At 72.0% G+C, this 14455-nt stretch carries 17 protein-coding genes and 1 pseudogene; 13 read left to right on the top strand and 5 right to left on the bottom strand.

Annotation, left to right across the window (positions count from 1 at the left end):
- Positions 1-307: 307 nt before the first annotated feature.
- Positions 308-559, top strand: coding sequence for a TrmB family transcriptional regulator (locus ACE4Q9_RS05245; RefSeq protein ID WP_397983043.1), 252 nt, complete (start codon positions 308-310; stop codon positions 557-559).
- A gap of 73 nt (positions 560-632) precedes the next feature.
- On the top strand, positions 633-1115 hold the full coding sequence (locus ACE4Q9_RS05240) for a hypothetical protein (RefSeq protein WP_397983042.1): 483 nt from the start codon (positions 633-635) through the stop codon (positions 1113-1115).
- Positions 1116-1237: 122 nt separating this feature from the next.
- Here the strand turns inward: ACE4Q9_RS05240 and ACE4Q9_RS05235 are convergent, their stop codons facing one another.
- Complete coding sequence (locus ACE4Q9_RS05235) at positions 1238-2251, bottom strand: zinc-binding dehydrogenase (RefSeq protein WP_397983041.1); 1014 nt, start codon at positions 2249-2251, stop codon at positions 1238-1240.
- Positions 2252-2373: 122 nt separating this feature from the next.
- On the opposite strand from ACE4Q9_RS05235, the gene ACE4Q9_RS05230 reads away from it, so the two are divergent.
- From ACE4Q9_RS05230 to ACE4Q9_RS05200, 7 genes are all read left to right on the top strand, one after another.
- Positions 2374-2985 carry a TetR/AcrR family transcriptional regulator gene (locus ACE4Q9_RS05230; protein WP_397983040.1) on the top strand — a complete coding sequence of 204 codons (612 nt, stop codon included), beginning with the start codon at positions 2374-2376 and terminating at the stop codon, positions 2983-2985.
- A 390-nt stretch (positions 2986-3375) separates the two neighbouring features.
- The gene (locus ACE4Q9_RS05225) at positions 3376-4686 is read left to right on the top strand and encodes an ABC transporter substrate-binding protein (RefSeq protein WP_397983039.1); all 1311 of its coding nucleotides are present in this window, start codon (positions 3376-3378) and stop codon (positions 4684-4686) included.
- A 5-nt stretch (positions 4687-4691) separates the two neighbouring features.
- The gene (locus tag ACE4Q9_RS05220; protein WP_397983038.1) at positions 4692-5681 is read left to right on the top strand and encodes a carbohydrate ABC transporter permease; all 990 of its coding nucleotides are present in this window, start codon (positions 4692-4694) and stop codon (positions 5679-5681) included.
- 7 nt (positions 5682-5688) lie between these two features.
- Complete coding sequence (locus tag ACE4Q9_RS05215) at positions 5689-6528, top strand: carbohydrate ABC transporter permease (RefSeq protein ID WP_397987126.1); 840 nt, start codon at positions 5689-5691, stop codon at positions 6526-6528.
- Positions 6525-7925: a GH1 family beta-glucosidase gene (locus ACE4Q9_RS05210; RefSeq protein WP_397983037.1), complete on the top strand. Its 1401-nt coding sequence runs from the start codon at positions 6525-6527 to the stop codon at positions 7923-7925. The genes ACE4Q9_RS05215 and ACE4Q9_RS05210 overlap by 4 nt, the downstream gene beginning before the upstream one ends.
- Positions 7926-8122: 197 nt before the next feature.
- Entirely contained in the window at positions 8123-8746 is a 624-nt protein-coding gene (locus ACE4Q9_RS05205; RefSeq protein ID WP_397983036.1) for a hypothetical protein, read from the top strand.
- Between the two features lie 42 nt (positions 8747-8788).
- Positions 8789-9499: a YcnI family protein gene (locus ACE4Q9_RS05200; RefSeq protein WP_397983035.1), complete on the top strand. Its 711-nt coding sequence runs from the start codon at positions 8789-8791 to the stop codon at positions 9497-9499.
- Positions 9500-9508: 9 nt separating this feature from the next.
- Here the strand turns inward: ACE4Q9_RS05200 and ACE4Q9_RS05195 are convergent, their stop codons facing one another.
- A complete protein-coding gene (locus ACE4Q9_RS05195) occupies positions 9509-10108 on the bottom strand; it encodes a hypothetical protein (RefSeq protein ID WP_397983034.1) in 600 nt (199 codons plus the stop codon).
- Positions 10109-10191: 83 nt separating this feature from the next.
- Positions 10192-10407 (bottom strand): annotated as a pseudogene (locus ACE4Q9_RS05190) (TetR/AcrR family transcriptional regulator); the annotation flags it as partial.
- Positions 10408-10517: 110 nt separating this feature from the next.
- Between ACE4Q9_RS05190 and ACE4Q9_RS05185 the strand changes: the two are divergent.
- Positions 10518-10955, top strand: a complete 438-nt coding sequence (locus ACE4Q9_RS05185) for a PPOX class F420-dependent oxidoreductase (RefSeq protein ID WP_397983033.1) — start codon at positions 10518-10520, stop codon at positions 10953-10955.
- Between the two features lie 36 nt (positions 10956-10991).
- On the opposite strand, the gene ACE4Q9_RS05180 is transcribed toward ACE4Q9_RS05185, so the two are convergent.
- Positions 10992-11843, bottom strand: a complete 852-nt coding sequence (locus ACE4Q9_RS05180) for an alpha/beta fold hydrolase (protein WP_397983032.1) — start codon at positions 11841-11843, stop codon at positions 10992-10994.
- A 103-nt stretch (positions 11844-11946) separates the two neighbouring features.
- Here ACE4Q9_RS05180 and ACE4Q9_RS05175 point away from each other — a divergent pair, with 103 nt between their 5' ends.
- Complete coding sequence (locus tag ACE4Q9_RS05175) at positions 11947-12381, top strand: winged helix-turn-helix transcriptional regulator (protein WP_397983031.1); 435 nt, start codon at positions 11947-11949, stop codon at positions 12379-12381.
- 127 nt (positions 12382-12508) lie between these two features.
- A complete protein-coding gene (locus ACE4Q9_RS05170) occupies positions 12509-12823 on the top strand; it encodes a DUF6980 family protein (RefSeq protein ID WP_397983030.1) in 315 nt (104 codons plus the stop codon).
- A gap of 20 nt (positions 12824-12843) precedes the next feature.
- On the opposite strand, the gene ACE4Q9_RS05165 is transcribed toward ACE4Q9_RS05170, so the two are convergent.
- A complete protein-coding gene (locus ACE4Q9_RS05165) occupies positions 12844-13740 on the bottom strand; it encodes an NAD(P)-dependent oxidoreductase (protein WP_397983029.1) in 897 nt (298 codons plus the stop codon).
- 113 nt (positions 13741-13853) lie between these two features.
- Between ACE4Q9_RS05165 and ACE4Q9_RS05160 the strand changes: the two genes are divergently transcribed.
- Positions 13854-14450, top strand: coding sequence for a TetR/AcrR family transcriptional regulator (locus ACE4Q9_RS05160; RefSeq protein ID WP_397983028.1), 597 nt, complete (start codon positions 13854-13856; stop codon positions 14448-14450).
- The last annotated feature ends 5 nt before the right edge of the window (positions 14451-14455 follow it).

The following is a 14455-nucleotide window of genomic DNA, read 5'->3' as shown; positions in this document are numbered from 1 at the left end:
AGAGCCGCCGCGCCCAGCAGTGCGGGAGCGCTGCGGCGTATGCGGTTCCTTCTGCGGTGGGAATGCAAAAAACTGCCCTCCGTGGGGGGATGGTCGACTCCGGTACGACGGCCTGCGGGCATGTCATAGGCATGACAAATCGCGTTGGGGGTGGCCGGTCGGAGTCTGCTTCCGGGCATGTGGATGGATGTGCCACCCCGGTCAGTGGTGGCTGGGGTTGAGGTTATTGACTGTTTGCCGTTGAAAACAAGGGGAGTTGGCAAAACCTTGGCCCGAGCTTCCGGGTTGGCCGATATCTTCTGCGTTCATGGAGCTGGACGACACCACCGTCAACCGCCTGATGTCCCTCGGACTCGCCCGCTACGAGGCGCGGATCTATCTGTCGCTGCTCAGGCGCGGCTCCTATACGGCCGCCGAGGTGGCCCGCGAGGCGGACGTTCCGCGCCAGCGCGTGTACGACGTCCTGGACGCCCTGGTGCGGCGGCAGTTGGCCACCGCACGCCCCGGACGTGTGACGACGTACTCCGCGGAGCCCCCGAAGCGGCCCTCGCCCGGCTGATGTCCGCCCAGCGGGAGACCGTCGAGCGGCTGGAACGCGCCTCCCGTGAACTCGCCGGTCTGCTCGGCCCGCTGTGGGCCAGGGCCGGCGGCACACGGACCCGCTGGACTACATCGAGATCCTGCGCGACCCGAGGGCCATCGGTGAACGTTTCGCCGACATTCAGTCCCAGGCTCGTCACGAACTCCTCACCTTTTGCAAACCCCCCTTCGTCGCACCGGCGGAGAACGCGGCGGGCATCACCGCCGTGCGCCGCCTGCGCCGGGGCGGCGGCACGATCCGCGCGATCTACCTCTCCGAGGCCCTGGCCGACCCCGAGACGGTGGCGCACGTCCGGCGCTTCGCCGCCGAGGGGGAGGAGGCCCGCTTCGCCCCCGACCTGCCCCTCAAACTCGTCGTCGCCGACGCCTCCCTCGTCCTGTGCGACATGCCGGACCCGGTGGCGGGGGCGGGGACCACGACGACCCTGTTCATCGAACACCCGGCCCTGGCGGCGTGCCTGCGGCTGGCGTTCCACACGGTGTGGGAGTCGGCGCGGTCGGTGCCGGGGACGTGAAATCCCGCGTCCATAGGTCGAGTTGGCGGCGGTGTGTGAAGAAGCGGTGCGGTACGTGAAAGCGGTGGCGGGGTCCCCCTGCCAGGGTGATCCCGCCACCGCGCGTCCTTCCGGGCGTCCGGTCAGGGACGCAGGATCAGCCGGATCGGGTCGCCGGTCTTCTTCTCCAGCCGCTCCACCGCCTCCGCGGCCCGCGCCAGCGGCAGTTCGCCGCTGATGGAGGCGGAGAAGTCCAGCCGGCCGCCACGGACCAGGGAGAGCAGCTGCGGCAGCGCGACCGGCATGTCGGAGCCGTAGTGGCCGAGGATCTGCTGCTGGAGGTAGCTGAAGCGGGTGCCGTCGGCCACGGTCAGCGGTTGGTCGGTCAGGCCCACCAGGACCAGCCGGCCCCTGGGCGCGAGCGCCGACAGCGCCTGTGCGCGGACGGCCGGGACGCCGGCGAAGTCGAAGGCGGCGGCGAGCCCGGCACCGCCGGTCGCCTCGCGGATCCGCTCGCGCAGCGCCGGATCGGCGGAGTCCAGTGCCAGGTCCGCGCCCCGGTCGAGGGCGCGCTCACGGGCGGTGGGGTTGGGGTCGACCGCGATGACGGGGCAGGCGCCGATCGCCCGCAGCAACTGGACGGCGTGCACGCCGAGTCCGCCCACGCCCCAGACGCCGACCGCCTCGGCGGGCCGCACGGCGCCCGTGACGGTGATCGCGCCCCACGGCGTGGAGACCGCGTCCGGGATGATCGCGCCCTGGTCGAAGGGGATGCCCGCGGGCAGCTCGGTCAGCGTGTGCTCGGCGGAGAGCGCGTACTCGGCCCAGCCGCCGTCGTAGTCCACGCCGCGGGTGTACGTCACGCCGTCGCGGATCTCGCCTGCGTACAGCACCACCCGCTGACCCGGCGTCCAGCGGGTGACGCCGGGGCCGGTCTCCGCGATGGTGCCGGACACCTCGTGGCCCAGGGTGACCGTGTCGCCGCGCAGCAGCAGCGGGGTGAGGGTGCCGTCGATCAGATGGACGTCCGACAGGCAGACGCCCGCGGCCTCCACCTTCACCAGGACCTGGCCGGGACCGGGTTCCGGCCTCGCCACCTCCTGGATCCGCAGGGTGCGGCTGGGGATGTGCAGCCGGGCGGCGAGCATCTGCTCCATGACATGGCCTCCTTGGCGCGGCGGCGACCCCGTGGACCGCGAGCCCCTTAACGCAAGTCGCCTTGCGATGAACCTACGCCCGCCTGAGGGGTAAAGCAAGTGGCCTTGCGTTAAGGTGGGGCATGCCCTCGTCCGACCGGAACGCACCGCCTCTGCGCCGCCGCGGGGCCCGGATGCGCTCCGCCGTGCTCGCCGCCACCGTGGACGTCCTGACCGCGTACGGGCTCGCCGGTACCACCGTCGGTGCCGTCGCCCGCGCCGCCGGCGTGCACGAGACCTCCGTCTACCGGCGCTGGGGGACCCGCGAGAACCTGATCCTGGAAGCGCTGACCGAACAACTCGACGCGACGATGCCGGTGCCGGACACCGGACGCGTCCGCGACGACCTCACCGCCTACTTCGGCACGCTGGCCCGGTTGCTCGCCACGGCACAGGGCGAGGCGCTGCTCCGGCTGAGCGTCGAACGCGACGACACCCTGCCGGACCGCCGGCTGCCCTACTGGACCGAGCGCCTCGAACGCGGCGCCGTCATGGTCCGCCGGGGCGTCGAACGCGGCGAACTCGCGCCGGACACGGACCCCGCTCTCGTCATCGAGGCCATCAGCGGCGCCCTGTTCACCCGCGCCCTCGTCAGCGGCGCCCCGCTCGACGAGGAATTCGCCGCGCGCCTCGTCGCCCTGACCCTCTCCGGCGCCCTCCCGTGCATCCCGCCTGGCCCTGACCCTCTCCAGTGACCTCCGCGCCCTGCCTGGCGTCTGGCCTTCTCCGGTGTCCTCCCGTGCGTCCGGCCCGGTCCTCTGACCTTCGCCGGTGCCCTTCCGCGCATGCGGCCCGGTCCTCTGGCTCTCTCCGGCGTCCTCCCGCGCACCCCGCCCGGCCCCTGACCCTCTCCGGCGCCCTCCCGCGCACCCCTCCCGGCCTCTGACCCGCCCCCATTCCCGCAGGAGCCGAGGGTGCGAAGAACGCGAGGAACCTCTGCCGCATCCCTTGACGGGGCGCGTCCGCGCCGATTAACTCACGTCCTAAATTAAGACGTGAGGGTCTTCGGAGGGTACCGGCCGGACCGGCCGGTACCGGGGCGCGATCCCGAAGGTTCTCGACGCCGGGAAGGGACACCTGGAGACATGCGCAGCATCCGAGCCGCGGCCGTCGGTGCCGTCACCCTCTCTCTCGCCCTCACGGCGACAGCCTGCGGAGGCGGTTCGTCCACGGGGGGCGGGTCCAACGACGCGCCGAAGAAGCTGACTTACTGGGCCTCCAACCAGGGCGCCAGCGTCGCCGTCGACAAGCAGGTCCTCCAGCCCGAACTCGACAAGTTCCAGAAGCAGACGGGCATCAAGGTGAAGCTGGAGGTCGTGCCCTGGCCCGACCTGCTCAACCGCATCCTGACCGCGACCACCTCGGGCCAGGGCCCGGACGTGCTGAACATCGGCAACTCCTGGAGCGCCTCCCTCCAGGCGAGCGGCGCGCTGCTGCCCTGGGACGCCAAGAACTTCGACAAGATCGGCGGCAAGAGCCGCTTCCTGCCGTCCGCGCTCGCCTCGACCGGCGTCAAGGGCAAGGACCCGGCCGCCGTACCCCTGTACGCGCTGGCGTACGCGCTCTACTACAACAAGAAGATCTTCGCCGACGCCGGCATCTCCCAACCACCTGCCACCTGGGACCAGTTGATCGCCGACGGCAAGAAGATCAAGGCGAAGGGCATCTCCCCGCTGGGCGCCGAGGGCTCCAACGTGTCGGAGAACATCCACCACGTCTTCGTCTTCGCCAAGCAGCGCGGCGCCGACTTCTTCACCGCCGACGGCAAGCCGGACTTCACCGACCCCAAGGTGGTCGACGCCGTCCAGAGCTATGTCGATCTGATGGCCAAGGACCAGATCATCCCCGCCGGGGACGCGGAATACGCGCAGAACCAGTCCGTCAGCGACTTCGCCAAGGGCCGGCAGGCCATGCTGCTGTGGCAGTCGGCCTCCGCCAACCTCGCCTCCCAGGGCATGAAGGACAGCCAGTACGGCGTCGCGCCCGTGCCGGTGCGCTCCGGCGCCCCCGGCACCCAGATCGACTCGATGGCCGCCGGTATCAACATCGCGGTCTTCCGCAACACCCACAACCTCGACGGGGCGACGCGGTTCGTGAAGTTCATGACCTCCGACGCCGAGCAGAAGATCCTCAACAAGGCCTACAGCTCCATCCCGCCGGTCACCAGCGCGCAGGACGATCCCGCGTTCAACACCACCGCCAACACGGTGCTGAAGAACACCCTCGCCACCAGCGCCGCCGCCCTGCCGCAGGTGCCCGACGAATCGCAGTTCGAGACGACGGTCGGCACCGCCGTCAAGGACCTGTTCGCCGACGCCGCCGCCGGGCGCGCCGTGACCACCGCATCGGTCAGGGCCGCGCTCCTAAAGGCCCAGCAGCAGATGCCGGCGGCGTGACGGCCATGACCACCCACACCCTTGAGGAGTCGGTGGCGAAGTCGCCTCCCGGTACGGCGGCGGCCCCGGCCCGCCGCCGTACCGGGAGGTTGCGCCGCGCCGGGCTGCCGTACCTGCTGCTCCTGCCCGCCTTCGTCCTCGAACTCCTCGTCCATCTGGTGCCGATGGGCATCGGCATCGTGATGAGCTTCAAGGAACTCACCCAGTTCTACATCCGCGACTGGGGCACCGCCCCCTGGTCGGGCATGGGCAACTACCGCCTGTCGGTGGACTTCCACGCCCCCGTCGGCGAGGCCCTGCTGCACTCCTTCCTCGTCACCGTCGGCTTCACCCTGCTGTCCGTCGCCCTGTGCTGGCTGATCGGCACCGCCGCGGCCCTCTTCCTCCAGGACGGCTTCCGCGGCCGGGGCCTGCTGCGCGCCCTGTTCCTGGTGCCGTACGCGCTGCCCGTCTACGCGGCCGTCATCACCTGGGTGTTCATGTTCCAGCACGACAACGGCCTGGTGAACCACGTCCTGCACGACCAGCTGCACATCGGTGCCAGGGCCGCCTTCTGGCTCATCGGCGACAACAGCTTCTACGCCCTGCTGACCGTGTCGGTGTGGAAGGGCTGGCCGTTCGCCTTCCTCGTGGTGACGGCCGGACTCCAGAACATTCCGGGGGAGTTGTACGAGGCGGCCGCGCTGGACGGCGCCGGGACGTGGCAGCGGATCCGCCGCATCACGCTGCCCTCCCTGCGCCCGGTCAACCAGGTACTGGTCCTGGTGCTGTTCCTGTGGACGTTCAACGACTTCAACACGCCCTACGTGCTGTTCGGCAAGTCCGCCCCCGCCGCCGCCGACCTCGTCTCCGTGCACATCTACCAAGCCTCGTTCGTGACCTGGAACTTCGGCACCGGCTCCGCCATGTCCGTCCTGCTGCTGGTCTTCCTGCTCGTGGTGACGGGCGCCTATCTGCTGGCGACCTCGCGGGGACGGAGGACCACCGATGCGTAACTCACCGCTGGCGCCGCCGCGTTCGTTCCTGTGGACCCGGCGCGTCTTCCTCACCCTGCTCACCGGCTTCGTCCTGCTCCCGGTGTACGTGATGGTGTCCAGCTCGCTGAAACCGCTCGCGGACGTCTCCGGGAAGTTCCGCTGGCTGCCGAGCGGGCTGACGATCCGCCCGTACATCGACATGTGGTCCACGGTGCCGCTCGCCCGCTACTTCGTGAACTCCCTGATCGTGGCGGGCTCCGCGACCGTACTGTCCGTCGTCGTCGCGGTGTTCTCCGCCTACGCGGTCAGCCGCTACGACTTCCGGGGCAAGCGCGTCTTCACCGTCACCGTGCTGTCCACGCAGATGTTCCCCGGCATCCTCTTCCTGCTCCCGCTGTTCCTCCTCTACGTCAACATCGGCAACGCCACCGGCATCGCCCTGTTCGGCTCCCGCGGCGGCCTGATCCTCACCTACCTCACCTTCTCCCTGCCGTTCTCCATCTGGATGCTCATCGGATACCTCGACTCGGTGCCGCGCGACCTGGACGAGGCGGCACTGGTCGACGGCTGCGGTCCGCTCGGCGCGCTGTTCCGGATCGTCGTACCGGCGGCGATCCCCGGCATCGTGGCCGTCGCCGTGTACGCGTTCATGACCGCGTGGGGCGAGGTGCTGTTCGCGTCGGTGATGACGAACGACACCACCCGCACCCTCGCCGTCGGCCTCCAGGGCTATTCCACGCTCAACGACGTCTACTGGAACCAGATCATGGCCGCCTCGCTGGTCGTCAGCGTGCCCGTGGTGGCCGGCTTCCTGCTGCTCCAGCGCTACCTCGTGGCCGGGCTGACGGCGGGGGCCGTCAAATGACCGGTAACACCCCGTATTCCGAAGGGACTTCCGTGTCCGAACGCATCGACCTCGCCGCACTCCCGGACGGCTTCCTGTGGGGCACGGCCACCTCGGCGTACCAGATCGAGGGAGCCGTCGCCGAGGACGGCCGGACACCCTCCATCTGGGACACCTTCTCCCACACGCCGGGGAAGACCGCGGGCGGCGACAACGGCGATGTCGCCTGCGACCACTACCACCGCCGGGGCGAGGACATCGCCCTTATGCGCCGCCTCGGCCTCAACGCCTACCGCCTCTCCGTCGCCTGGCCGCGCGTCGTCCCCGGCGGCACCGGCGAGGTGAACCCCAGGGGCCTCGCCTTCTACGACGCGCTGGTGGACGACCTGCTCGCGGCGGGCATCACCCCCTGCGTCACCCTCTACCACTGGGACCTGCCGCAGACGCTCCAGGACCGCGGCGGCTGGCCGGAGCGGGACACCGCCCACGCGTTCGCCGCGTACGCCGACGCCGTGGCCCGGCGCCTCGGCGACCGCGTCAAGCTCTGGACGACCCTCAACGAGCCGTCCTGCTCGGCCTGGATCGGCCACTACGAGGGCACGATGGCCCCCGGCTGGACCGACCTGACCGCCGCGGTCCGCGCCTCCTGCCATCTGCTCCTCGGCCACGGTCTCGCCACCGAGGCCGTGCGCGCCGCCGTCCCGGGCGCCCGGATCGGCATCGTCAACAACCTCTCCACCGTGCACCCCGCCACCGACCGACCCGAGGACATCGCGGCCGCCCGCAGGCACGACGGCCATGTCAACCGCTGGTGGCTCGACCCCGTGCACGGCCGCGGCTTCCCGGCCGACATGGTGGAGACCTACGGCATCGAACTGCCGCTGCGCGAGGGTGATTTGGCGACGATCGCGGCGCCGCTGGACTGGCTGGGCCTGAACTACTACTTCCCGGCCCATGTCACCGACGACCCCGAGGGCCCCGCGCCGTACGCCCGCGCTGTCCGCCGCGAGGGCGTGCCGCGCACTGCCATGGACTGGGAGATCGACCCCGGCGGCATCGAGACCCTGCTGCTCCGGCTCACCGAGGAGTACGGCGCCCGCACCCTGTACGTGACCGAGAACGGCTCCGCCTTCCCCGACACGGTCCGCCCCGACGGCACCGTCCACGACCCCGAACGCCAGGACTACCTCGAAGCCCACCTCGCCGCCTGCGCCTCCGCCGCCCGCCGGGGCGTCCCGCTGGCCGGGTACTTCGCCTGGTCCCTGCTGGACAACTTCGAATGGGCGTACGGCTACGACAAGCGCTTCGGCCTGGTCCACGTCGACTATCCCACCCAGACCCGGACCATCAAGGGCAGCGGCCACCGGTACGCGGAGATCGTGCGCGCGCACCGGGAGCGGGGCCGCAGCGCCGCCTGACCGCGACCGCCGGGCGCCCGGCCGCTGATCGGCGCCCGGCGGCATCGGCCGACGCGCCCGGCCGTAGCCGCGCCCGGCACGCGTCCCGCCGTAGCCGCGCCGGGCGCACGCCCCGCCGTACCCGCCTCCCCACCCGTCTCGGCCGAATGCCACGGGCACCGCGCGCGCCCCTGCCCGCCGTGGGAGGATCAGGCGCTGTGAGTGCATCCCCGGTAGTGAGAGGCCTGCGGGCCGCGGTGTTCGCCGCGGTGTGCGTGCTGCTCGCCGCCGTCGGCCACGGGCTGGCCATGGGGGAGATGCCGTCGCTCCGCTGCGACGCGGCCGGTTTCCTCGCGGTCCTCGCGCTCGGCTGGGCGCTGGGCGGACGGGAGCGGTCGGGGCCGGGGATCGGCGCGGCGATGCTGCTCACCCAGGCAGGGCTGCACCTGGGCTTCGACGCGGCCCGGAGCGGCACCCCCTCCGCCCGCACCGGCTCCCGCATGGCGGACATGCCGGGCATGAATGGTGCGGCCGGTATGTCCGGGACGGCCGCGCACGCGGCGGCCGCGCACACCATGGCCCACGCCACGGCCGCCCACCTCCTCGCCGCCCTCGCCGCCTCCTGGTGGCTACGGCGGGGCGAGGCCGCGCTGTGGACGCTGCTGCGGCGCACCGCCGCGCTGGTCCCCGCCCTCCTCGTCCGCTGGCGGCCCGCCCCGCTGCCCGCCTGTGCCGAGCCGGTCCCGCGCGACCGGTCCGCCGGCGCCCCGTCCCGCCGGGCCCCGCTGCGGCACGCGGTCACCCGGCGCGGACCGCCCGCCCCGATCCCGTACCCGCTCTGACCCTGACCCTGTCACTCGTCACCGTACGGAGATCGACTCACCATGTCCGCATCACGCATCACCCTGCGCCGCGCCGGCGCCGTCACCGCCCTTACGGCCGCCTCGGTCCTGCTCGCCGCCGGTGCCGCGTCCGCGCACGTCACCGTCCACCCGGAGAGCTACGCCAAGGGCGCCACCGACGGTGTGCTGACCTTCCGCGTGCCCAACGAGGAAGACCACGCCTACACCAGCAAGGTCCAGGTCTTCCTGCCCACCGACCACCCCGTCCTCGGCGTCCTGGTCCACCCGGAGGACGGCTGGACCGCCAAGGTGACCACCACCAAGCTGAAGACGCCGGTCAAGACCGACGACGGCACCATCGCCGAGGCCGCCTCCGAGATCACCTTCACCGGGGGCAGGATCGAACCGGGGCAGTACGAGGACTTCAACGTCGCCTTCGGTGAACTGCCTGAGGACACCGACCAGTTGGTGTTCAAGACGCTCCAGACCTACTCGGACGGCAAGGTCGTCCGGTGGATCGAGCAGCCAGCCTCCGGCGACGACGAGCCGGAGAACCCGGCCCCGGCGCTGAAGCTCACCGCGGACGACGCCTCGCCCGCCGCCGCCCCGGCCAAGCCGGCCGGTACGACCACCGCGAAGGCGAGCGACTCCACCGCCCGCGACCTCGGCGTCGCCGGCCTGGTGGTCGGCGTCCTGGGCCTGGCCACCGCCGCGTTCGCGCTGGTCCGGAGCAGGTCGGCGGCGCGGTCGTAACAGCCGCCGTTACCGCTCGGCGGCGGCGGACACCCCTGGCGCGCCCGGCGCCCGCTGCTCCGTCGCCGCCCAGCTCGCCAGCAGCCGCAGGGCCTCGCGGGCGGGGGTGTCCGGGAGCGCGGTGTAGCCGAAGAGGGTGAGTCCGTCGCCGCCGGCGATCTCCAGGGCCTCGAAGTCGAGCGTGAGATCGCCGACCGCGGGATGCCGGAACCGTTTGCTGCCGCGCCGGTGGGCCCGTATGTCGTGCGCGGCCCACCGGGTGCGGAACTCCGTGCTGCGGGTGGCCAGTTCGCCGACGAGGCCGGTGACCGCCCTGGAACAGGGCGAGCGCGCGGCCGCCACCTGGAGGAGGGCGACGGCGACATCGGCCGCGTCCTCCCGCTCGGGGAACGTCTCCCCGGCCCGCTCGTCCAGGAAGAGGAACCGGGCCAGGTTGGGCGGCGCGTCGCCGGCCCGTTCGAAGACCGGGGCGTACAGGGCGCGGCCCAGGGCGTTGCCGCCGAGGATGTCCAGCCGCCCGTTCTGGACCACCGCGGGCGCCTCGACCAGCGCGTCCATCAGGGCCTGCACGCCGGGCGGGACGGGGACGGGCGCCTGCCGGGCGGCCACCCGGCGCCGCCCCCGGCCCTGGCCGGCCTTCGCCGCGGCGGCGGCACGCGCCAGGTCGAACAGGTGTGCTGTCTCGGTCTCGTCGTCTCCACCCGCCCGGCCAGTTCGCCGAAGCCGCGCCGGGCGATGGCCGACAGCAGTTCCCGATGGGTGGGGAAGTGGCGGCGCGGCGCCCCGTGCGAGACGCCCGCGCGCCGGGCGATCTCCCGCAGGGTCAGCGCCTGTACCCCCTCGGCGGCCAGCAACTGCGCGCCCGCGTCCACGAGACGCTCCCGCAGGCTCTTGTCCGACTCAGCCATAGACAGTGTCTACCTGGGCGCCGTAGACACTGTCTACCGCCGCTGCCCAGCGCCCTCGGACCGCGGACGGCCGGGGAATGCGGTCCGGACCACGCGCGGTTGACCCCTGCATGACCCAGGACTCCACGCAGGACGCGCTCCTCCCGCTGCTCTCCGAAGGACACGGCGGCGTACTCGTCACCCTCCGCCGCGACGGCCGCCCCCAGCTGTCCAACGTCAGCCACGCCTACGACCCGGACGAGCGGATCATCCGCATCTCCGTCACCGACGACCGCGCCAAGACCCGCAATCTGCGCCGCGATCCCCGCGCCTCCTACCACGTCACCAGCGACGACCGCTGGGCGTACACCGTCGCGGAGGGCATGGCCGAGCTGTCCCCGGTCGCGCAGGACCCCCACGACGAGACCGTGGAGGAGCTGATCCGGCTCTACCGCGCGGTGCTCGGCGAGCACCCGGACTGGGACGAGTACCGCGCCGCGATGGTCCGCGACCGCCGGCTGGTCGTCCGGCTGCACGTCGCACGGGTGTACGGCATCCCCAAGCGCTGAGGCGAACCGGGGCCCGCATCGAAAATCGGCCCCTGCTCACGCTGCTTTCGTGTCCTCACCGGCCAGGAAGGGGTGCAGCAGCGTGAGCAGGGCGCGCGGGCGGTGCAGCGGGATGATGTGGCCGCAGTCTTCGATGACGTGTCCGGTGAGACGGTCGGTGATCGGGCGGAGCTGGCGTTCCAGCGCGGCACCGACGGTCCGGGCGCCCAATGCCATCGTCGGCACCGTCAGGCGGGCGGTGGCGACCGCCCGCTCGATCTGTACGGCGCTCTCGGGCAGCGCCCGGTAGTACGAGAACGCGCGGCTCAGCGCCGGGCGGCCGGTGTACGCGCGGACGAAGGCGTCCCGGAGGGCGGGGCGCACCCCGTCGCCGAGTGTGCCGGCGCGCAGGAACCAGTCGACGTAGGCGGCCTCGTGGCCCTCCAGCACGGTTTCGGCGAGGCCGGGCGCGGCGGCATGGAAGCCGAACCACCACGGCGGCCCGTCGGTGAGGAAGTCCCCGGCGCCGGGCAGCCTGCCCAGAAGGGACTCCATGAGGACCAGGCGCCGGACGAGACCGGGGCGGCGCAGGGCGAGGAGGAAGGCCGGCGCGGCACCCGCGTCGATGCCCGCCACCGCGGCCGAGGACACACCGAGCGTGGTGAGAAGCGCCGTGGCGTCCTCGGCCAGGGTGCCCGCGTCGTACCCGGCGGCGGCCGGGCTGCTCGCGCCGAACCCGCGCAGGTCCGGCGCGATGACGCGGTAGCGGCCGGACAGGTCGGCCATGACGTCCGTCCACAGCTCCCAGGTGTGCGGGAAACCGTGCAGCAGCAGTACGGCCGGGCCCGATCCGGCGAGCGCGACATTCAGTTCGACACCGTTGACGGGGACGCGCCGCAGTTCGGGCATGGAGAGGCTCCAGATGTGTGGTGAGAGATGGTGACCAGGTCACGTTAGGGAACTACTCTGGTCCGTCCAAGACGGCACTATCCCTTCAGGTGGTGAGCCCAAAGTGACCACATCGAGGCGCGGCGAGCCCGGTAGGCGGCCCGGTGCGCGGGGCGATCTGCTGGATCCGCGCTGCCCGACCCGTCAGTTGCTCGACCGTATCGGCACCAAGTGGACGTCCATGGCGGTCAAGGTGCTGGCCGAGGAGGCTCCGGACGAACTCCGTTTCGCGGAACTGCGGCGTCGTATCCCCGGCATCTCGCAGAAGATGCTGTCCGTCACCCTGCGGAGCCTGGTCCGCGACGGTCTGGTCGCGCGCCGGGTGGAACCCACCGTGCCGCCCGCCGTCCACTACCGGCTCACCGGGCTCGGCCTGTCCCTCGAAGAACCGCTCTCCGCCCTGCGGGTCTGGGCCGAGACACACATGCCGGAGATCGACCGCAACAACCGACTCACCGACGAGTCGGCCCCCGACGAGGCCACGGATCGGGTGCGTTGATCACAGCCACTCGCTGATGGCCGCGACGAGGACGGCCGCCTCGTCCGGGATGGTGCAGCGGATGGGGCATCCTCACAAACCGCGAAGAACATCGGAGCCTGGTGCCGATGAATGAGAAGCCGAGGTCATGACCAACCACTGCTGCGAGGCGATGAGCCGCCACGTGGACGTGCGCTGCGACGAGCACGACGACCCCTTCGCCTGCCCGGACGCGCTGATCGACTTCAGCGCCACGTTCCAGGAGTACGGGCTGATCATCCACGACGGCGGCACATCGAGCATCACCATCCACTTCTGTCCCTGGTGCGGACGGCGCCTCCCCGAGTCGCAGCGGGACCGATGGTTCGACGAACTCGAACGCCGCGGGATCGATCCGTGGGAGGACGAAGTCCCCACCGAGTTCCAGGACGACCGCTGGCTCGCCGGCCTGCCACGGGACTGACCGACCCCCAGCCTCTCGAGTCACTTCCGCTCCACGACCTGGGCCGCGCTCTCCGTCCGTGCCTCGATCGCCCTGAGTACGGCGATCATGTCTTCTTTGCCGTGCCCCTGGGTCACCGTCTCCTGGAAGAGGGCGTGGCAGACGTCGAGGAGCGGGGACGCCAGGCGGGCCGTGCGGGCGGCCTCGGCGACGAGCCGGTTGTTCTTCAGCACGTCGAGCGCGGCCGCCTGCACCGCGAAGTCCCGCTCGCGCAGCTTGGGCGCCTTCATCCGGGAGACCGGGCTGGCCATCGGACCCGCGTCGAGGACGTCCAGGAACAGGCGGGGGTCCAGGCCCTGCCGCTCGGCGAAGTGGAAGGCCTCGGCCAGCCCGGTCACCAGGGTGATCAGGAACAGGTTGACCGACAGCTTCATCAGCAGCGCGCCGGGCACCGCCCCGCACCCGAACGCCTCGCCGCACAGCGTTGCGAGCAGCGGCCGTACCGTGTCCACGGCGGCCTGTTCGCCCGCGAGCATGGCCACCAGCCGCCCCTGTTCCGCGGGGACCCGCGACCCGGACACCGGCGCCTCGACATAGCGGCCACCGGCGGCGCGGATGTCGGCCTCCAGGGCGCGCGAGTACTCGGGGGACGTCGTGCCCATGTGCACCACGGTCCGCCCCGCGACCCGCGCGGCCAGATCCGGGGTGCCGCGGCCGAGGACCGCGTCGAGGGCCGGCTCGTCGGCGAGCATCAGCAGCACCACCTCGGCCCGCGCGAACACCCCGGCGGCGTCCGCGGCGACCTCGGCACCGGCCGCGCGCAGCGGTTCGGCGCGGTGCGGGGTGCGGTTCCAGACCACCAGCGGTGTGCCGGCGGCCACCAGGCGCAGGGCCATGGGCCCGCCCATCACTCCGAGACCGATGAATCCGACGCGCACGGGAGCCGTCCTTCACTGTGCCGACCGATTATGACGGTCGTCATAGTAGCGGGCGTTATGACGCCGGTCATAGAGTTGTCCGAGGGGATGTCAGAGAGACACGGAGGCGGGACATGAGCGAGCGGGAGCGCGGCCCGCGGGAGCGGATGGTGTTCAGCGCGGCCCAGCTCATCCGGCGCGACGGGGTGACCGCGACCGGCATGCGCGAGGTCGCCGCGCACGCCGGGGCCCCGCGCGGCTCCCTCCAGCACTACTTCCCTGGCGGCAAGGAGCAACTGGTCGGTGAGGCCGTCGCCTGGGCCGGACGGTACGCCGGCAAGCGGATCGCGCGCTTCGTCGAGCAGCTGCCCGAGCCGGTGCCGAGCGCCCTGTTCGCGGCGATGGCCGCGCAGTGGACGGACGAGTACGACAGGGACGGCTTCGCCGCGGGCTGCCCGGTCGCCGCCGCCACCGTCGACCGCGCCGCCTGCGACGAGGCGACCCGCACCGCCGTGGCCGCCGCCTTCACCGCCTGGCGGACCCCGCTCGCCGGGGCCCTCACCGCCCTGGGCGTACCGGCGGACCGCTCCGCGGCCCTGGCCACGCTGATGATCAGCACCCTGGAGGGCGCGATCCTGATGGCACGGGCCGAGCAGGACGTACGGCCGCTGACCACGGTGGTGCGCGAACTGGGCCCGCTGCTCGACGCCGCGGTCACCCGGCCCGAGTGAGCCGG

Origin of the sequence: Streptomyces sp. AM6-12 (assembly GCF_044327085.1) — a bacterium.
Classification (GTDB): domain Bacteria; phylum Actinomycetota; class Actinomycetes; order Streptomycetales; family Streptomycetaceae; genus Streptomyces.
This window is presented reverse-complemented; position numbering and strand designations above follow the sequence as displayed.